Here is a 16,825-nt window from a genome sequence, read left to right as displayed (position 1 = left end):
TCAGTGGTTCTCGTCATTGGCGTCGAAGACGCGCTGTGCGTAGCTGTCGAGCAGCGCCTCGCAGGCCTGGAGGCGAGCGGCCGCCTCTTCCGCGAGCGTCGCCTCGTAGAAGTCGAGCTTCCTGATCCGTTCGAGCCAGCCCTGGAGCTTCTTGAGGTCGGTGTCCTCTTCCTCGAGCTCGGCATAGGTGAACTTGTTGATCGCGATTTCCTTGGCGATCTCGTTCTCGAAATCGGCACAGCGCCCGAGGAACTCGCGATACTGCTCGTCGCGGTCGGCCCGGAAGCGGGCGACGACCTTCTCCTCCTGGGCACGGTCAAGCGCGACGGTCTCCAGCAGCACGGCCTCGCCGCCCATCTCGGCGATGTCGTTCTCGATCATCTTCAGCCGCCGGGCGTGATCGTCGGCCTTCGGCAGCAGGCAGACGCCGTTTTGCAGGTAGACGGCGCCCATGCCCTTGAGCCGCCGCCACAAGGCGACCCGCTTCGTAGCCGGTTCGGGCGGCACCTTATAGGTGAGCAGAAGCCATGATGGAGAAACCATGGATTCTATCTATTGAAACGGCGGTTACAAATCAAATGAGATATTCTTCGTAGCGAGCGGAGGAATTGGAACTAGCCTCGGAGCAGCGGCCCCGTGCCTGGGTGTCGGCCATCGCTCGGTTGGCATGATATAGCCCCCTACCCTATATGGAGGCATGACACATACGATACATCACAAACAAAAACTGCTTGGCCGGGTGCGACGCATCAAGGGCCAGGTTGAAGCCATCGAGCGAGCTCTTGAGACCGAGGCGGGCTGCGACCGAGTCATGCAGCTCATCGCGTCAGTTCGAGGCGCCACGGCCGGGCTGATGTCCGAGGTGGTCGAAGACCACGTCTGGCATCATCTCGTGGATCCCGAGAAGCACCCCGGCGCTCTCAATCAAGACGCCGCCGAGCAATTGCTCGACCTCGTCCGCACGTACATGAAGTGACCCTCATGCCCTCCTTCGCTGATCTGCTCCAGCAGAGCTCCGCTCACGCTTGGCTGTTCATCCCGAGCGCGATCTTGCTCGGCGCGCTCCATGGACTTGAGCCCGGGCACTCCAAGACCATGATGGCTGCGTTCATCATCGCGGTGCGCGGGACGGTGACGCAGGCCGTGCTCCTAGGCCTGGCGGCAACGGTGTCCCATACGATCGTCGTCTGGGGCATCGCGTTTGGCGGCATGTATCTCTGGCAGGGCACCGCCCCGGAGACTTTCGAGCCCTATCTCCAGATCGTCTCGGCGATGATCATTGTCGGGATGGCATTCTGGATGCTCTGGCGCACCTGGGAGGACCAGCAGCGCGCCAAGCTAGCTTCCGGTCATAGCCATGGCGGCCATGGAGGTCACGGCCATCGAGGGCCCGGCGGACACGGACACCATGGACATGAGCACGCCGACGATACGCGCCAGATCGACACCGGCCATGGCGTGATCGCGATCGAGATCTTCGAACAGGGCACGCCACCGCACTGGCGCATCCATAACGAGCGCGGCCATGGCTGGGCGGCAAAGGACGTCCGGATCGAAACCGAACGCCCGGATGGTGCACGTCAGACCTTCACCTTCGAGAAGAAGTCCGACTTCCTGGAATCGGTGCAGGAGATCCCCGAGCCGCACGAGTTCATGGCGCGGGTCAGCCTCGGCCACGGCGGACACAGCCATGACTACGATCTCTCCTTCGTAGAAGACCATGCCCATGCGCATGACCATATGCATGAGGAACTGCGCGGGCTCGATGTCGCGACGGATGGCTACCAGGACGCACATGAACTGGCGCATGCCAACGACATCCGACGCCGCTTCGCCGATCGCAACGTCACGACTTGGCAGATCGTCCTGTTCGGCCTGACCGGCGGCCTTATCCCTTGCCCTGCGGCGATCACCGTCTTGCTGCTGTGCCTTCAGCTCAAACAGTTCACGCTCGGCTTCACGCTAGTGCTGTGCTTTTCCATCGGTCTCGCGATCACCCTCGTCTCCGTGGGCGCGGCCGCGGCCCTCAGCGTTCGCCACGCGACGCAGCGTTGGTCCTGGTTCTCCACCTTCGCTCGCCGTGCTCCCTATTTCTCCGGGATACTGCTGATCGGCGTCGGCCTATATGTCGGTACTCATGGCTGGATGGGGCTCTCGAGCCAGGCTTCGCGATCGGCGCAGGCCGCGCTGATCCTGTCGATCCACGGCTGATCAAGGACGACACACACGATCATGCTCGACGTCCTTGCCAACCGAACCTACCGCCACCTGTTCCTCGCGCAGATCATCGCGTTGCTCGGAACGGGACTTCTGACGGTTGCGCTCGGACTTCTGGCATTCGAGCTCGCGGGCGAACGGGCCGGTGCGGTTCTCGGGACAGCGCTGGCAATCAAGATGGTGGCCTACGTCACCGTCGCACCGGTCGTCGGAGCCTATGCTGCGCAGCTTCCGCGACGCGCGTTCCTGATCGCGATAGATCTGGTGCGGGCGGCCATCGCCCTGTTGCTGCCATTCGTCTCGGAGGTCTGGCAGATCTACGTCCTGATCTTCCTGCTGCAATCGGCCTCCGCCGCTTTCACCCCGACGTTCCAGGCGACGATCCCCGACGTGTTGCCGGAGGAAGCGGACTACACCCGAGCGCTGTCGCTCTCGCGTTTAGCCTATGATTTCGAATCCTCTGGCGGCGCTGTTGCTCACCCTGATCAGCTTCCACTGGCTGTTCTCCGGGACGGTAGTCGGCTTCCTGTGCTCGGCCGCCCTCGTCCTGTCGGTGGCCCTGCCCGTTTCGCCGGCCGTCCAGCGCGACATCCGCGCATCGTCGTGGAAACGCCCTACAGCTTGACGATCGCCATCCTCGCGGCTCAGAGCCTCGGCCTGGGCCTCGTCAACCCTTCATCATCGCAGATCGCATGATCCAGGGCATCGCCATTCGGCCCTTCGAGCTCGCCATCCATTTCCGCGCCTTGCTGCTGCGACCGCCGGATGGAGTGAATTCACACCTAGTCTCCGACTTCATCGCGGAACTCTATGCTGCGCGAAACGCCTTCTCCACCAATCGTTCGGTGGCATAGTCCCCGCGCGGGGGCTCGGGTCTATCGCAAAGACGAAGGTTGGCACGCCGACGTCCCCTTCAAGGACTGTGCCCGGGAGAGCTGAGGATCACCGGAAGTTCCGAGCGGGTCTTCCCAGGCGAACTGCCCGCGAGCCGCTTAGTTCTTGGTCGCGATCGGCTGTTCTACCCGATCCAGGTTTTCAGGCACTGAAAACCTCGCCCCGTGTGGTTTGGCTTTCGACAAGGTGATCGTTACGCGCAAACCGCCAGAAGCTCGATTGGCCAGATTGATGTCTCCATCGTGCGTCCGGATTACGGATGCCGCGATGGTGAGCCCCAAGCCAGTCCCGCCCGTCTCGCGACCGCGAGACTCCTCAAGCCTGACGAAGGGATGAAACACACGCTCCCTGTCGGCTTCCGGGATTCCGGGCCCCTCGTCCTCTACGGTGACGACGAGGTTGTCGCCGATTTCCGTGACCGTGACTTGGGCCGCCGTGCCGTATTTGATCGCGTTGTCGATGATGTTGGAGAATGCGCGCTTCAGAGACAGGAAGCGCCCCAATACGGGGGCAGATGTGAGTCCGGTCAGGGAGGCTCCGTGCCGCTGGTCGAGATGCTCGTCGACAATCGTCTCAATGACGGACACGAGGTCGATCAGCCGCATGGCTTCGCTGGAAACGCCTCCGCGAAGATATTCCAGCGTCGAGTCGATCATCGCCTCCATCTCGCCGAGATCGGCGTCGACCAGTTCTCGTGTTGAATCATCCTCGAGCAACTCCGAGCGGAGCCTGAGCCTGGTGATCGGGGTGCGCAGGTCGTGCGAAACTGCCGCCATGGCCTGCATGCGCTCGGCAACGAGGCGCTGGATCCGCTCGCGCATGGTGTTGAAGGCGCGGGCGGCATGGCGCACTTCGGCCGGGCCGCGCTCAGAGAGAGGTTGCGGTGCCAGATCCAAGCTGAAGCGCTCGGCTGCCAAAGCAAGATCCTTCAGGGGACGTGTCGCCCAGCGCAGCAGCAGCAGCGCGACGACGACGATGCCGACTCCGAAGCAGATCGTCGCTGCGACGACGCTCCAGTCGGCATGTTGGCTCACTCCGAGGGTGGAGGAAGAGAAATTCACCCAGGAACCGTCATCGAGCCGCACCGAGACCAGCATCATGTGCCGATAGGCGTCCGCCTCCCCCGCCCCCAGCGCTCCATCGTCGGCGAAACCCACCCTGAAGGATTCCGCGGCGAGCTCGGGCGCCAGCGTCTTGAGCCGCGCCTCCATCGCTCGTGTCCGATCCGTTCCCGGGGCGCTGCCGAGGACCAAGCTGACCTTGCTCCAATGCACTTCCAGGCTTGCGCTCGACAGATCATGCGCGACGCGATCGCGGTCCGGCGCCTCCGGAAGGTTTGCGATCACTCGCTTGATCGAGACGATGCGCTCGGCAAGGCCGCGATCCTGCCCGATGGTCGCAAGATTCTCGACGCTGACGCGATAAGCCCAGTAGCCGAGCAGGTGAAAGGCGAGCAGTGCCGCCACCAGGATCAGAATGGCGCGGCTGGCGACCGTATCGGGCCAGAGCCATTTTGCCAGGCGCCTCAATAGGGGCGTCCTTCCCGATCATTGACCTGGGACGTGAAGATGTAGCCGGCGCCGCGCACTGTCTTGATCAACTGACCCCCATCGGCATCCGCCTCAAGCTTGCGGCGCAAGCGGCTGATCTGCACGTCGATCGTGCGATCGAAGGGATCGTCACTCGTCCGGGCCTTGGCGAACTGCATCAGCGCCTCCCGCGATAGGACGCGGTTGGCGTGCTCGACGAAGACGACAAGCAGGTCGAACTCGCCGGTCGAGAGGTCGATCAAAGTACCGCTGGGCGAGACCAACTCACGCCGACGCAGATCCACACGCCAGCCGTCGAAGCTTACGGCCTCGCTCGGACGCGCTTGGGCGGGGCCACGCGCGGCGCGCGACCGACGCAACACGGCGCGTACCCGGCCGAGCAGTTCGCGCGGGCTGAAGGGTTTGGTGACGTAGTCGTCCGCCCCGCCTTCAAATCCCATAATGCGGTCGCTCTCGTCGGCGCGGGCCGTCAGCATCACGATCGGAAGCTGGGAGGTCGCGCGGACGTCCCGGCAGAGCTCGACGCCGGAGCGACCGGGCAGCATCAGGTCAAGAACGATCAGATCGACCGCAGCATGGGTCAGGACATCCATCATGACTCGCCCGTCAGGCGCGCCGGTGACCTGATAGCCGTAACGCTGGAGAAAGCGCGCCACCAGCAGCCTGATCTGCGGATCGTCATCCACCACCAGGATATGCCCATGGTCCTCGGAAGACGAATTCGTCACGCGCGTCGTTTCCTGTCCGCAATGCGCCTCGGCCTCTGCCGAGCCGGACTTGTATAACGCGCCCAGAACGGTGTGCCGCCTGCCGGATTGAAACAATTTGTAACGGACGCCCTCGGACGGCCGCTGCTACCCCTGTCACGTCAAAACAGGGAGCCGAATCGTGAGCTGGGTGAAGGTGCCGTTGCTGATGGCGGTAGGTCTGGCGCTCGGCGCCTGCTCCGCCACGGTCCCAGACCATCTGGCGCGACCTGCCGATCCAGACGCCCACGTTCCTGCTGTCGCCTATCGCAGCGTGACGGCCGGCGCCTCAACCTTCCGCCCGGCCGAGCCCAGGGATTGGCAAGAACTCAACCGCCAGGTCGCGCCCAAGTCATGACTCTGCCCGCCCATCCGCCCGCTTCGTTCGCTCTGCGATTTCCAGCCGACCCCGAAAGGCCAACCTTGCTTCCTTCGACTGCGCCGAATGGCCGTCGCTTGTTACGCTGGAGCCTGCTCATCGGGGCGGCAACGTTCCTCGGGGGCTGCGCCAGCTTCTCGGCCGACGGCGGCATGGGGGCGATCCAGTCCGCAAGCTATGCCGATATCGGCAAGGAGGTGATCAAGATCGGCGACGATCAGGCCGCGCTCACGGCGAAGGCACGGGTCGACCAGCTCCTGCGTAAGCCGCTTACGGCGGATACGGCGGTGCAGGTTGCGCTCCTGAACAATCGCGGTCTTCAGGCTGCGTTCAACGAACTCGGCATGGCCGAAACCCAGATGGTGGCGGCCAGCCTGCCTCCCAATCCGCGCCTCGGCATCTCCAAGAAGTCGGGGACCTTCGAGCTCGAAATCGAGCGGCAGATTGCCGCCAGCCTGCTGGCGCTCGCCACCTTGCCAGCAAGGGCCGAGATCGCCCGCGATCGGTTCCAGGCGGCACAGCTCAGGGCCGCCGAAGCGGTTCTCAGGCTCGCTGCGGATACCCGCCGCCAGTATTATCGGGCGGTCGCCGCCAATGCCCAGGTCGCCTTCTATCAGGAAGCCAAGAGCGCGACCGATGCCGCCTCCGAGCTGTTCAAGCGGCTCGGCGAGAGCGGCGGCGTCAACAAGCTCGATCAGGCACGCGAATTCGCCTTCGAAGCCGAACTGACCGTGCAGCTCGCCCAGGCCCGCCAGCAGCAACGCCAGGAGCGCGAACGGCTCATCCGCCAGCTCGGGCTCTGGGGCGACGATCTGAAATTCCAGCTTGGCAGCTTGCCGCCGCTGCCACGGCTGCAATCGGCGAAGGCGGTCGAGGCCGAGGCCCTGCGCAAGCGCGTCGACCTCAAGGTCGCGCGGGCCGAGCTCGACACGCTGGCAAAGTCGCTGGGGCTGACCCAGGCGACGCGCTTCGTCAACGACATCGATCTGCTGGGGCGCCGCACTTACGACCGCGGCCGCGTCGTCTCCGAGGACGGCCATGTCGACCGCGAGACGAGCCGCAGCACGACTCTCGAACTCGAGATCGAGATTCCGATCTACGATTTCGGTCAGTCCAAGGTCGCTCTGGCCGAGCAGACCTACATGCAGGCTGCCAACAAGCTGGCGGAGAAGGCGGTAAATGTCCGCTCGGAGGCACGCGAGGCCTATACCGCCTATCGAGCGAACTACGACATCACGCGCCAGTACCAGAACAATGTCCTGCCGCTACGCAAGATCATCCAGGATCAGTCGCTGCTGCAATACAGCGGCATGCTTAACGATGTGACCGACCTCATCACCGATGCTCGCAATCGCATTCTCTCGAACGTCGCGGCGATCAATGCCCGCCGTGACTTCTGGATCGCCCACACGGATTTCAAGCACGCGCTGATCGGAGGCGGCAGCGGCGGTGGCGGTGCGACCGTAACAGCGGCGGCAGCCGGCGGCGACGCCGGCGGCGGGCACTGAAGGAGTTCCCGATATGACATCCCTATCGCGCAGAGGCTTCATCGGTTCGTCCGGGCTCGTGCTGGCAGGTGCCACCGCCGTCTCGGGCCGCACCGCCTTCGCCGCCGTGCCGGAAGCGCCGACCATGAAGGACGCAACGACGCAGGCGCCACTCGTGCCGACCACGGGGCCGGACTACCAGCCGGTCGCGACGCTCAACGGCTGGTCCCTGCCCTGGCGGATGAACGGCGACTGGAAGGAGTTTCATCTCGTCGCCGAGCCGGTGGTGCGCGAGCTCGCGCCCGGCATGAAGGCCTATCTCTGGGGCTATAACGGCCAGTCGCCGGGGCCGACCATCGAGGCGGTCGAGGGCGACAAGGTCCGCATCTACGTCACCAACAAGCTGCCGGAGAACACGGCGGTGCACTGGCACGGCCAGCGCCTGCCCAACGGCATGGACGGCGTCGGCGGGCTGACGCAGCCGCATATCCCGCCCGGCAAGACCTTCGTCTACGAGTTCCAGCTTCGGCGCTCCGGCACCTTCATGTACCACCCGCATTCGGACGAGATGGTCCAGATGGCGATGGGCATGATGGGCTTCTTCGTCGTCCATCCCAAGGACCCGGCCTTCCGCCGCGTCGACCGCGATTTCGTCTTCCTGCTCAACGCCTTCGACATCGAGGCCGGTTCCTACGTGCCGAAGGTCAACACCATGACCGACTTCAACATGTGGTGCTGGAACAGCCGCGTGTTCCCCGGCATCGATCCCTTCGTCGTCGGAAAGGACGACAAGGTCCGGATCCGCTTCGGCAACCTGACCATGACCAACCACCCGATCCACATGCATGGCTACGAGTTCAAGGTCTCGGGCACGGATGGCGGCTGGGTCGATCCGGCGGCCGCCTGGCCGGAGGTCTCGATCGACTGCGCCGTCGGCCAGATGCGCGCCTTCGATTTCGTCGCCGACGAGCCGGGCGATTGGGCGATCCACTGCCACAAGTCGCACCACACCATGAATGCCATGGGGCATTCGGTGAAAACCTATATCGGCGTGAACAAGAAGGACCTGGCCAAGCGCATCGCCAAGATCGCGCCTGGCTACATGCCGATGGGCTCGAGCGGCATGGGCGAGATGGGCGCGATGGAAATGCCGCTGCCGGACAATACCCTGCCAATGATGACGGGCTTCGCCCAGTTCGGGCCGGTGGAGATGGGCGGAATGTTCTCGGTGGTGAAGGTCCGCGAAGGGCTGGCCAAGGGCGACTACAAGGATCCCGGCTGGTTCAAGCACCCAGAAGGAACCGTCGCCTACGAGCTCAAGGGCCAGAAGCTGGGCGAGGCGCCACGCGCGACGCAGCCCGACAGCGGTCTCGAGGCAACGGAGTGGCGCGTCAAGGATCCACGCAAGCCCAGCTTAGGGCCCGACGGCAAACCGCGCGCGACCGCCAAAAACCCGCATTCCAACCACTGACATGGCAATGAAGCACACTCACTTCCGGAGAGAGATATGAGGACAGCAGCGTTCAAGCTCGCCGCGATCGGATTTTTGATGTCGGCCAGCGCCGCTTTCGCAGGCCCCGGTGGGGCCGGCCATAGCCATGGCGGCGAAGCGGCTTTCGGCAAGGCGGGCGATCCCAAGAAACCCGCCCGGATCGTGCAGGTCGTGATGAGCGAGCGCGACGGCAAGATGGCGTTCATCCCGGATCGGATCGAGGTTCGACGCGGCGAGCAGATCCGCTTTCAGCTTCGTAACAACGGCGAGCTCGACCATGAACTCGTGCTGGCCACGCTGGAGGAGAACCTCAAGCATGCCATCGAGATGCAGAAGAACCCCGACATGGAACACGACGATCCGAACGCCAAGCGGCTCGCACCGAAGAAGACCGGCGAGATCGTCTGGGCCTTCACCAAGGCCGGCGAGTTCGACTTCTCCTGCCTCATCCCTGGTCACCGCGAAGCGGGCATGACCGGCAAGATCGTCGTCAAGTGAGCGCCGTATCGAAGAGGATCATGCCATGCTGAAGACCATCGCCGCCACCCTCGCATTCCTGATCGTCGCGCTGCCCGCCGCCGCGCAGTCGGTCAGCGGCACCGTCACCAAGGTCGACGAAGCTCAGGGCAAGCTCACCATCAACCACGGCGCCATCAAGAACCTCGACATGGACGCGATGACCATGGTGTTCCGAGCGGGCGATCCCGCCATGCTCAAAGGGCTGAAGGTCGGGGACAAGATCAAATTCGACGCCGACCGCGTCAACGGGCAGATCACGGTGACCAAGCTTCAGAAAGCGAAGTAGCCCTTCCCGGCCGATCCGGATGGTAAATATCATTCCTGACTGTTTGCACCGGGTCGGCCACTCGGAACGCTGGGGAAGAACAAGCGTTTGGATGGTCCATCAAGATCGAACGCCGCCTCGATCGCATCGAAGGATAGAGGCTCCAGCGCAAACGCTTGACCTTCCCATGATGGGAAGCCCCAGTCTTGCCGCAGCTCATCGATGCGTATGCGGAGAATCGTCATGACCGACACCCCGACCAGCAAGGGCCCTGGCCATCATCACGACCATGGCGCCCATGGGGGAGATCATCATGAACACGCCGAGGAGGCCGGCAAGGTAAAGGATCCGGTCTGCGGCATGACGGTCGACCCGCACGCAACCGCGCATCGGGCGCAGTACGAGGGCAAGCCGTATTACTTTTGCTCCTCCGGCTGCCAGTCAAAATTCATGGCCGAGCCAGCCTACTACGTCGAGCCGGCGGCGGCCCGGAAGGCGGCCTCCCCGCCGGAAGGCACGATCTATACCTGCCCGATGCACCCCCAGATCGGGCAGGTGGGACCCGGTTCCTGCCCGATCTGCGGCATGGCGCTCGAACCCGTGCTCGCGACGGCGGAAACCGGCCCCAGCCACGAACTGATCGACATGACGCGCCGGTTCTGGATCGGACTGGCGCTCTCCCTGCCCGTGGTCGCGTTGGAAATGGGTGGGCACCTGACGGGCCTGGGCCACTACATCGGCCAGCAGACCTCGAACTGGATCCAGATGCTGCTCGCGACGCCGGTCGTGCTGTGGGCTGGCTGGCCGTTCTTCGTGCGCGGCGGGCAATCGCTGGTTTCGCGCAACCTCAACATGTTCACGCTCATCACCATGGGTACGGGCGTGGCCTGGGTCTACAGTATGGTGGCGACGCTGGCGCCCGGGATTTTCCCGGCCGCAATCCGCGGCCATGACGGATCGGTAGCCGTGTACTTCGAAGCGGCCTCCGTCATCACGGTTCTCGTCCTGCTCGGGCAGGTGCTCGAATTGCGGGCAAGGGAGAGCACCAGCGGGGCCATTCGCGCCCTGCTCGACCTCGCGCCCAAGACCGCCCGCAGGATCATGTCCGACGGCACCGAGCAGGAAGTCCAGCTCGACACCGTGCAGGTCGGCGACCGCCTGCGGGTGCGGCCGGGCGAGAAGGTCCCGGTCGACGGCGTCGTCGTCGAGGGGCACAGCGCGGTCGACGAGTCGATGGTCACGGGCGAGTCGATGCCGGTTACCAAGGAAGTCGGGGCGACGGCGATCGGAGGGACGATGAACCAGTCCGGCGGCCTCGTGATCGAGGCGCAGAAGGTCGGGTACGACACCATGCTGTCGCGGATCGTCCAGCTCGTGGCTGAGGCCCAGCGCAGCCGCGCCCCAATCCAGCGATTGGCCGACCAGGTCTCGGGTTACTTCGTGCCCGCCGTGATCGGTGTGGCGGCGCTCGCCTTCTTCGCATGGGCCGTCTGGGGTCCCGAGCCGCGGCTCTCCTACGGCCTCGTTGCAGCCGTCGCGGTCCTCATCATCGCCTGCCCCTGCGCGCTCGGTCTCGCCACGCCGATGTCGATCATGGTGGGAGTCGGGCGCGGCGCCCAGCATCGACGCCGCCCCCCTGGCAGAGCAAGCGGACAGGTTGCGCGAGGACGGCGCCACGGTGATCTTCGCCGGCATCGACGGGAAGGTGGCGGGTGCCATCGCCATCGCCGATCCGGTCAAAAGCTCGACCCCCGAGGCACTCGCCGGGCTCAGGGCGGAGGGCATCCGAGTCGTGATGCTCACCGGCGACAACTGGACGACCGCGAGGGCGGTCGCCAGGCGGCTCGGAATCGACGAGGTCGAGGCCGAGGTTCTACCCGACCAGAAGAGTGCCGTCGTCCAGCGGTACAAGGCGGACGGCCGGGTAGTCGCCATGGCGGGCGACGGCGTCAACGACGCGCCGGCACTGGCGGCAGCGGATGTCGGCATCGCCGTGGGTACCGGCACCGATGTGGCGATGGAAAGCGCGGGCGTGACCCTGCTGAAAGGCGACCTGACCGGAATCGTGCGGGCGCGGCGGCTGTCCCAGGCTGTGATGCGCAACATCCGGCAGAACCTGTTCTTCGCCTTCATCTACAATGCGCTCGGCGTGCCGGTGGCGGCGGGGGTGCTCTTCCCGTTCTTCGGGATTCTGCTATCGCCGATCATCGCGGCGGCCGCGATGGCATTGTCCTCGGTCAGCGTGATTGGCAATGCGATCCGCCTGCGGGCGGTACGGCTGTGATCGTTGGGCTGGGCCGCTCCCATCGGGAGCCACCCGGCCCTTCCCGCAGTTTGATGCGGCGCAATGTTTCGGTCCGCCAAACCGGGTAGGCTTCTTCCAATGAAGTGGCGTCGGGAAGAATCCCCGTCTACGCCGGCGACCATGCTCCTCACGGCTGCTGCGATGGTTCGCCCATAACCCGAAAGCAGCGTCGACGCCGTCCGTCGCCCTTTTTGGACTGATCCGCAAAGGAGAGCCTGCCATGAAGACGTCCGTTCTCGCGACCATTCTGATTGCCCTTGCTGGACCCGGTTTGGCCCAGGCACCGACTTCCCATGATCAGCATCATCCGGGTGGCGCCACCACGGCGCAGGCCCAACCCGCAGCTCCGGCAAAACCTCTGGCAATGCCCGGCCAATCCGGAGTGCCGATGCCAATGGGTCAGATGATGCAAGGTCAAGGCATGCCCGGCGGCATGATGAGCGAGGGACTGATCGGCCGATTCTCGTCCGAGGATATGAGCGCCTTCATCGATGCCCACGTCGCGGCAATCCACGCCGGGCTGAAGCTGTCCGCCGACCAGGAAAAGCTATGGCCGCCTGTCGAGGCTGCGCTCAGCAACCTGGCGACCCTTCACCTCAGCCATATGCGGGCCATGCGCCAGACCCAAGGGATGACGGCAAACGATCCGGTGGGCATGCTCCGCACCATGGCCGATCATATGAGCCAAGGAGCTGAGGCCATGCGCAAGCTCGCAGACGCTGCTGCGCCTCTCCACGCGACCCTCGACGAGGCCCAGAAGCGGCGGCTTCCGATACTCGTCCGAATGGGCAGCCAAGGCATGATGGAACGGGGAATGATGGGTTCCGGCGGCGCCATGATGCCCGACGGATCCGACGGCGCTGACAATGGCACCCCGAACAAGCACTGACACGCCATCCCGGATGGTGATTGGCGCGCCGGGGTGAAATCGCCGCTTGACCTTGCCCTTATGGGAAGGTGCAGCCTGCTCGCATCATCGACAGGAAATGGAGATCAATTCCATGTGCGGATGCAACAATCACCCCTCCCAACCGAGTCAGGCAGTGGAGCGTGATCCGAATGCCCTGACCTTGCGGGTCGAGGACATGACCTGCGGACATTGCGCCGGCACGATCAAGAACGCGATCGAGACGGGACTGCCCGGCACCCAAGTCGAAGCCGACCCGACTTCCAAGCTGGTATCCGTCCGCGGGAGCCGCGACCTTGCGTCCATTTCGGCTCTCGTCACCAAGGCGGGCTACACCCCGGTCGCCGCCTGAAGGAGATGCTCATGCTCAACCGCCGCCGCTTCCTCGCTGTCCTCGGAACCTCCGGCGCGGCCCTCATGGCCGGACAAGTCATTGCGTCTGCCCTGCCGAAGGTCGTCGTGATCAAGGATCCGAACTGCGGCTGCTGCGGCGGCTGGGTGGAGCACATGAAGGCCGCCGGATTTCCCGTGGAGGTCGTTACATCCTCCAATGTCGACCAAGTGAAACTCCGCCTTGGCGTGCCGGACGAGCTTGCCTCCTGCCACACGGCAGAGGTGGCCGGTTACGTCATCGAGGGCCATGTGCCCGCTGACGCCGTCAATCGTCTGCTGGCCGAGATGCCTCGGGCTCGAGGCCTCGCCGTTCCGGGAATGCCGATGGGCTCTCCCGGCATGGAGGTGGCCGGCAAGGCGCCGGACAGCTACGAAGTCGTCCTGTTCGGACCTTCGGGCCAGACTACCTTCGCTCGCTACCGCGGTGTGAACCGCGTCTGATCTCGGGAGCGAGCTTGTTCAGGTTGCGGGTTGACCCGCGTCAACGCTTCCTCTGCAATCGATACGAGCCAAAGCCATCATTGGGCGGTGAAATCGTTCCCTAGATCGAGATACCACCGCGACGGGACCGCTTCCGGCAAAAGGGGCAGTGAGTTACTGGAATGAACGGCAGATCCCACTCCAGCGCTGTCGATACTGCCTCGTCCTCGGTCCTCCGGTCCGCAAAGGTGGATCTGATGTCGGCCGTACAATATTCCACGACCAGCGGACGGTGGTTTCGCCGACGGAGAAACGTCGATCCACGCCTCGGCAATAGCGTCGCCCCATCGCGCCATCTACTCACTCACCGATGGCCGGCCCTCAATCGCGCGGCAACAAGTCCCGCAATGGCGGCCGGCGCCTCATCCGGAATGGCGAAGACCGAGCTGACGTTGATCTCGCAGAGCACGTAGGTGTCGTCGCCGGCGGCGGTACGCGGGCCATAGAGAAAGTCGGCGTCCCAGATGATCGGCAAGGAGGCGATGTCGAGGCCGAGGACGTCCATCATCTGCGGCGTCCACTCCGTTTCCATCAGAGTCCGCAACTTCTGAAAAGCCTCGGCCGACGGCCCGTGCATGATCCGAGGGCCGGGCTGCGCCGCCTCCGAGTCCGGCCCCTGGGGTGGCGGAGGAATGAGTGCCTTAATGAGCTGGTGGCCGAACCCGACGACCTTGTCCGCGCCCATGTAGCAGCGGATCATCCCGTCGGGCAGACGAGGCTGGAATGGCTGGTCGACAATGCAGCCCCCGCCAGCGAAGTAGTCTTCGCAGCTCGCCATGAAGTCCGCGAGAGCGACCTCTTCCGACATACTGCCTCTCTGTGCGTGGAGGATCCACACCATCTCCGCGCCATTCGATCCGCCGAGACCCTCGACCTTCCACACACCCTGGCCGCCGTTGCCGCGGTTCTGCTTCAGGACGCGCGGCCCCGCCGTCCGCAATCGCTCCGGGAACTCCTCCCGGAAGGAAGCCACGGACCGGTAGAGGTGGCTGTCGGTACCCCAGCCGAGATGTTTCGTGCGGTGCAGGATCTCCTTCACCCCCATCTTGAGGATGGTGTCAGGATGGGCGCTGACCCACGGCCCACTCGCCGCAACATCTCGAAGCAAGGCATCAAGCTGATGCCGCGTCTTGCCCGCATGCAGCGGATCCACCCAGACAAGGACCCCGTCCGCAGCGAGGAGCTGATCACGAACTTCCCCCGAGAAGGCCTCGTCATACACTGCGGGCTCGGCTTGGATGCCGATCGCGCTCAACTCCTCGAAGATCAGATGGAAGCGATTGTTCTGCGGTGTCGCGGTGGTTCTCGCTTCCCTGTCCCCTCGCCAAACCACGGCAATCTTGGGCATTGCGGTAGTCATCATCTCACCTCGATGCTGATTGGGATGGCCCCGAGGAGCTAGACGCCGATCGATGGCCGGGATCGATCGGCGCGCACGGGGCGCTAGGACTTCTTGCTGCTCGGAGTCTTGTCGAGCCCGGCCTTCAGGCCCTTGGCCAGTTTCAGGGCGTCGTCATTCGCCCAGAAGTGCATGAAGAACAGCCGTGGCGTGTCCTCGAGCATGTGGTTGTGGACCGCGGTTACCTCGATCCCATTCTCCCGAAGGGTGCGAAGGACCGGATTCACTTCCGATGCGATCAGGACGAAGTCCCCGGTGATCGCCGCCTTGCCGTTCCCCGTCGGCTGGAAGTTGATGGCGATGGCCGAGCCCATGGCCTCCGGAACTTCCATGCCGCCATCGCGGATCTTTTCCGTACGCGGGACGCCGACCTGATAGACGCCGCCGTTCACCTTGCCCTTGTATCCGAGCGCCTGGTCGATGGCCGACGTGTCGAGATCGATCGCGGAAGCGGCGGCGGGTGCCGGTGGCGTCTCACCGAGAGGCGTGCCGCTTTCCTGCAAGCCAGCATGCAGCGCTCCCGCCAACTTCACGGCATCGCCATGGCCGCTGACATGCAGGTACATGGTCGCGGGCTCCGACCTCAGGAGATGGTTGTGAAGTGCCGTCACCTCGAGGCCGCCCTCGACAAGCTTCTTCATGACCGGGTTCACTTCCGGCTGGGTCAGGACGAGGTCGCCATCACCATGGCGTCGTGATCGCCCATCGGCAGGAACGCCAACCATGAGCCCAACGCCAGCGCGGGTTTCAGCTCCACTCCGTCCAGCCTGACCTTCAGGTCAGATCGAGGGAGCCCGACGCGATAGATGTGGCCCGGAGCCTGCGCACCGGACTTCCCGAGCGCCTTACCGACTGCGGCCCAATCCGGTTCAGCATGCGCGGGCGCTGAGATCGCCAACGCCATTCCAATTCCAATTGCAAAGTATGCTCGCATCACGATGCTCCATTTCCATCGCCCCCGCGTTGGATCTGCCCCTGGGCCCGCGCTCACGGCGCAGGGCCTGGTCTCAGTGCCGGGCGGACGGCCGCTGAACGATGCCTTCCTCGTAGATGTCGAAGTCGGGCTCCTGGAGACGGTAAGTCTTTCCGGAGTTTTGGACGGCGTAGCAGCGGTGGTCATCGGCAGTGCGGTCCAAGCAAAGCTGGTCCTGTTTCACCCGCCAGCGCCCAAGGGTCTTTTTGCCCATGGCGATGTTCGTGAGGGTTCCGTCGCGCCCGAACAGGAGTGCCCAGTGAACCTCATCGGTGAACTCCATGCTCGCGAGACGGTTTCGAATTTCCGCCCCACGAAGCGTGCGGAATGTCTCCGCTTGCACAGGGCCCACGCCCACGAGCGCCGCCAAGCCGAGAGCTCCACCCGCCATCACAACGGCGCGACGCACGTTGCCCATCATCAGGCAGCCGTCGCCTTCATCACCGGTGGCCAGCTATGGGTTTCACCCTTGCGGCGGGATGCCCAGGCATAAAGCGCGTCGTAGATGATGAAGCCGCGTCTCAGGACCTCATGATCATCCGGAGACAAATCGCGCAGCCCCATCGAGATCGCCAGCAGCCCGGCCGATTGCGGCGTGAGATCGTGCCTGTCGGTATCGGCTCCGCGGACGATGGCGGCCACCGTGGTGATGGCGGGATCCTTGGCCAGGTCGTGCTTCTCGACGAAAGTGTCGAAGCTGCATCCCTCTCCGACATGCGTGTACTCGACGCCGGGCACATCATAGGGAATGGCACCGGTTTCCTCGGCCACCTTCCGGACCTGGTCCGGCGGCACGAACAGGAACTCGGGTTCCTTGTC

At 64.3% G+C, this 16,825-nt stretch carries 19 protein-coding genes and 3 pseudogenes; 14 read left to right on the top strand and 8 right to left on the bottom strand.

The window, feature by feature from the left end; genetic code table 11:
- Nucleotides 1-543 (bottom strand): Chromate resistance protein ChrB, encoded by a 543-nt coding sequence (locus AB4Z16_RS25005; RefSeq protein ID WP_441514034.1) that lies wholly within the window; start codon nt 541-543, stop codon nt 1-3.
- 154 nt (nt 544-697) lie between these two features.
- Between AB4Z16_RS25005 and AB4Z16_RS25000 the strand changes: the two genes are divergently transcribed.
- The 4 genes and pseudogenes from AB4Z16_RS25000 to AB4Z16_RS24985 all read left to right on the top strand — a co-directional run bounded on the left by AB4Z16_RS25000 (nt 698) and on the right by AB4Z16_RS24985 (nt 3,071).
- Nucleotides 698-976 (top strand): metal/formaldehyde-sensitive transcriptional repressor, encoded by a 279-nt coding sequence (locus AB4Z16_RS25000; RefSeq protein WP_441514033.1) that lies wholly within the window; start codon nt 698-700, stop codon nt 974-976.
- Nucleotides 977-981: 5 nt separating this feature from the next.
- Nucleotides 982-2,211 (top strand): nickel/cobalt efflux transporter, encoded by a 1,230-nt coding sequence (locus AB4Z16_RS24995; protein ID WP_441514032.1) that lies wholly within the window; start codon nt 982-984, stop codon nt 2,209-2,211.
- A gap of 21 nt (nt 2,212-2,232) precedes the next feature.
- Nucleotides 2,233-2,803 (top strand): annotated as a pseudogene (locus AB4Z16_RS24990) (MFS transporter); the annotation flags it as partial.
- A gap of 106 nt (nt 2,804-2,909) precedes the next feature.
- A complete protein-coding gene (locus AB4Z16_RS24985) occupies nt 2,910-3,071 on the top strand; it encodes a hypothetical protein (RefSeq protein WP_441514031.1) in 162 nt (53 codons plus the stop codon).
- A 138-nt stretch (nt 3,072-3,209) separates the two neighbouring features.
- Here AB4Z16_RS24985 and AB4Z16_RS24980 read toward each other — a convergent pair whose 3' ends face one another.
- Nucleotides 3,210-4,322 carry an ATP-binding protein gene (locus tag AB4Z16_RS24980; RefSeq protein ID WP_441514030.1) on the bottom strand — a complete coding sequence of 371 codons (1,113 nt, stop codon included), beginning with the start codon at nt 4,320-4,322 and terminating at the stop codon, nt 3,210-3,212.
- A gap of 87 nt (nt 4,323-4,409) precedes the next feature.
- Here AB4Z16_RS24980 and AB4Z16_RS24975 point away from each other — a divergent pair, with 87 nt between their 5' ends.
- Nucleotides 4,410-4,643, top strand: coding sequence for a hypothetical protein (locus AB4Z16_RS24975; protein ID WP_441514029.1), 234 nt, complete (start codon nt 4,410-4,412; stop codon nt 4,641-4,643).
- On the opposite strand, the gene AB4Z16_RS24970 is transcribed toward AB4Z16_RS24975, so the two are convergent.
- Nucleotides 4,637-5,389 carry a response regulator gene (locus tag AB4Z16_RS24970; RefSeq protein WP_441514028.1) on the bottom strand — a complete coding sequence of 251 codons (753 nt, stop codon included), beginning with the start codon at nt 5,387-5,389 and terminating at the stop codon, nt 4,637-4,639. The genes AB4Z16_RS24975 and AB4Z16_RS24970 overlap by 7 nt on opposite strands.
- A 160-nt stretch (nt 5,390-5,549) precedes the next feature.
- Between AB4Z16_RS24970 and AB4Z16_RS24965 the strand changes: the two genes are divergently transcribed.
- From AB4Z16_RS24965 to AB4Z16_RS24945, 5 genes are all read left to right on the top strand, one after another.
- Complete coding sequence (locus AB4Z16_RS24965) at nt 5,550-5,765, top strand: hypothetical protein (protein ID WP_441514027.1); 216 nt, start codon at nt 5,550-5,552, stop codon at nt 5,763-5,765.
- A gap of 98 nt (nt 5,766-5,863) precedes the next feature.
- A complete protein-coding gene (locus AB4Z16_RS24960) occupies nt 5,864-7,294 on the top strand; it encodes a TolC family protein (protein ID WP_441514026.1) in 1,431 nt (476 codons plus the stop codon).
- Between the two features lie 13 nt (nt 7,295-7,307).
- Nucleotides 7,308-8,744 (top strand): multicopper oxidase family protein, encoded by a 1,437-nt coding sequence (locus AB4Z16_RS24955; RefSeq protein ID WP_441514025.1) that lies wholly within the window; start codon nt 7,308-7,310, stop codon nt 8,742-8,744.
- Nucleotides 8,745-8,780: 36 nt separating this feature from the next.
- Nucleotides 8,781-9,263: a cupredoxin domain-containing protein gene (locus tag AB4Z16_RS24950; protein ID WP_441514024.1), complete on the top strand. Its 483-nt coding sequence runs from the start codon at nt 8,781-8,783 to the stop codon at nt 9,261-9,263.
- A 25-nt stretch (nt 9,264-9,288) separates the two neighbouring features.
- Nucleotides 9,289-9,570, top strand: coding sequence for a copper-binding protein (locus AB4Z16_RS24945; protein WP_441514023.1), 282 nt, complete (start codon nt 9,289-9,291; stop codon nt 9,568-9,570).
- Between the two features lie 29 nt (nt 9,571-9,599).
- On the opposite strand, the gene AB4Z16_RS24940 is transcribed toward AB4Z16_RS24945, so the two are convergent.
- On the bottom strand, nt 9,600-9,794 hold the full coding sequence (locus AB4Z16_RS24940; RefSeq protein ID WP_441514022.1) for a hypothetical protein: 195 nt from the start codon (nt 9,792-9,794) through the stop codon (nt 9,600-9,602).
- Here AB4Z16_RS24940 and AB4Z16_RS24935 point away from each other — a divergent pair.
- The 4 genes and pseudogenes from AB4Z16_RS24935 to AB4Z16_RS24920 all read left to right on the top strand — a co-directional run bounded on the left by AB4Z16_RS24935 (nt 9,793) and on the right by AB4Z16_RS24920 (nt 13,595).
- A pseudogene (locus tag AB4Z16_RS24935) lies at nt 9,793-11,833 on the top strand (heavy metal translocating P-type ATPase). The gene AB4Z16_RS24940 and the pseudogene AB4Z16_RS24935 sit on opposite strands and share 2 nt — an antisense overlap.
- Before the next feature lie 241 nt (nt 11,834-12,074).
- On the top strand, nt 12,075-12,743 hold the full coding sequence (locus tag AB4Z16_RS24930) for a Spy/CpxP family protein refolding chaperone (RefSeq protein WP_441514021.1): 669 nt from the start codon (nt 12,075-12,077) through the stop codon (nt 12,741-12,743).
- Between the two features lie 154 nt (nt 12,744-12,897).
- Nucleotides 12,898-13,113 carry a heavy-metal-associated domain-containing protein gene (locus tag AB4Z16_RS24925; protein ID WP_441514020.1) on the top strand — a complete coding sequence of 72 codons (216 nt, stop codon included), beginning with the start codon at nt 12,898-12,900 and terminating at the stop codon, nt 13,111-13,113.
- Nucleotides 13,114-13,118: 5 nt separating this feature from the next.
- Entirely contained in the window at nt 13,119-13,595 is a 477-nt protein-coding gene (locus AB4Z16_RS24920; protein WP_441514019.1) for a DUF411 domain-containing protein, read from the top strand.
- Nucleotides 13,596-13,938: 343 nt separating this feature from the next.
- Here AB4Z16_RS24920 and AB4Z16_RS24915 read toward each other — a convergent pair whose 3' ends face one another.
- The 4 genes and pseudogenes from AB4Z16_RS24915 to AB4Z16_RS24900 form a co-directional block, all read right to left on the bottom strand.
- Nucleotides 13,939-14,994, bottom strand: coding sequence for a Cj0069 family protein (locus tag AB4Z16_RS24915; RefSeq protein ID WP_441514201.1), 1,056 nt, complete (start codon nt 14,992-14,994; stop codon nt 13,939-13,941).
- A gap of 83 nt (nt 14,995-15,077) precedes the next feature.
- Nucleotides 15,078-15,967 (bottom strand): annotated as a pseudogene (locus tag AB4Z16_RS24910) (DUF1259 domain-containing protein).
- Nucleotides 15,968-16,040: 73 nt separating this feature from the next.
- Entirely contained in the window at nt 16,041-16,427 is a 387-nt protein-coding gene (locus tag AB4Z16_RS24905; protein WP_441514018.1) for a hypothetical protein, read from the bottom strand.
- Nucleotides 16,427-16,825: chromate resistance protein ChrB domain-containing protein (locus AB4Z16_RS24900; RefSeq protein ID WP_441514017.1), on the bottom strand; the 399-nt coding region annotated here is incomplete at its 5' end. The genes AB4Z16_RS24900 and AB4Z16_RS24905, both read right to left, overlap by 1 nt.

The organism is Allobosea sp. TAF32 (assembly GCF_052113585.1).
In the GTDB taxonomy this organism is placed as follows: Bacteria; Pseudomonadota; Alphaproteobacteria; order Rhizobiales; family Beijerinckiaceae; genus Allobosea.
The sequence above is the reverse complement of the archived record's forward strand: the minus strand, read 5'-3'. Positions and strand labels throughout refer to the sequence as shown.

Bases quoted from the DNA above. Each gene is read 5' to 3' on its own strand.
- AB4Z16_RS24940 (WP_441514022.1), bottom strand. From the start codon at position 9,794: ATGACGATTCTCCGCATACGCATCGATGAGCTGCGGCAAGACTGGGGC.
- AB4Z16_RS24950 (WP_441514024.1), top strand. From the start codon at position 8,781: ATGAGGACAGCAGCGTTCAAGCTCGCCGCGATCGGATTTTTGATGTCG.
- AB4Z16_RS24920 (WP_441514019.1), top strand. From the start codon at position 13,119: ATGCTCATGCTCAACCGCCGCCGCTTCCTCGCTGTCCTCGGAACCTCC.
- AB4Z16_RS24985 (WP_441514031.1), top strand. From the start codon at position 2,910: ATGATCCAGGGCATCGCCATTCGGCCCTTCGAGCTCGCCATCCATTTC.
- AB4Z16_RS24930 (WP_441514021.1), top strand. From the start codon at position 12,075: ATGAAGACGTCCGTTCTCGCGACCATTCTGATTGCCCTTGCTGGACCC.
- AB4Z16_RS24975 (WP_441514029.1), top strand. From the start codon at position 4,410: ATGCGCGACGCGATCGCGGTCCGGCGCCTCCGGAAGGTTTGCGATCAC.
- AB4Z16_RS24955 (WP_441514025.1), top strand. From the start codon at position 7,308: ATGACATCCCTATCGCGCAGAGGCTTCATCGGTTCGTCCGGGCTCGTG.
- AB4Z16_RS25005 (WP_441514034.1), bottom strand. From the start codon at position 543: ATGGTTTCTCCATCATGGCTTCTGCTCACCTATAAGGTGCCGCCCGAA.
- AB4Z16_RS24980 (WP_441514030.1), bottom strand. From the start codon at position 4,322: ATGGAGGCGCGGCTCAAGACGCTGGCGCCCGAGCTCGCCGCGGAATCC.
- AB4Z16_RS24915 (WP_441514201.1), bottom strand. From the start codon at position 14,994: ATGACTACCGCAATGCCCAAGATTGCCGTGGTTTGGCGAGGGGACAGG.
- AB4Z16_RS24995 (WP_441514032.1), top strand. From the start codon at position 982: ATGCCCTCCTTCGCTGATCTGCTCCAGCAGAGCTCCGCTCACGCTTGG.
- AB4Z16_RS25000 (WP_441514033.1), top strand. From the start codon at position 698: ATGACACATACGATACATCACAAACAAAAACTGCTTGGCCGGGTGCGA.
- AB4Z16_RS24945 (WP_441514023.1), top strand. From the start codon at position 9,289: ATGCTGAAGACCATCGCCGCCACCCTCGCATTCCTGATCGTCGCGCTG.
- AB4Z16_RS24905 (WP_441514018.1), bottom strand. From the start codon at position 16,427: ATGATGGGCAACGTGCGTCGCGCCGTTGTGATGGCGGGTGGAGCTCTC.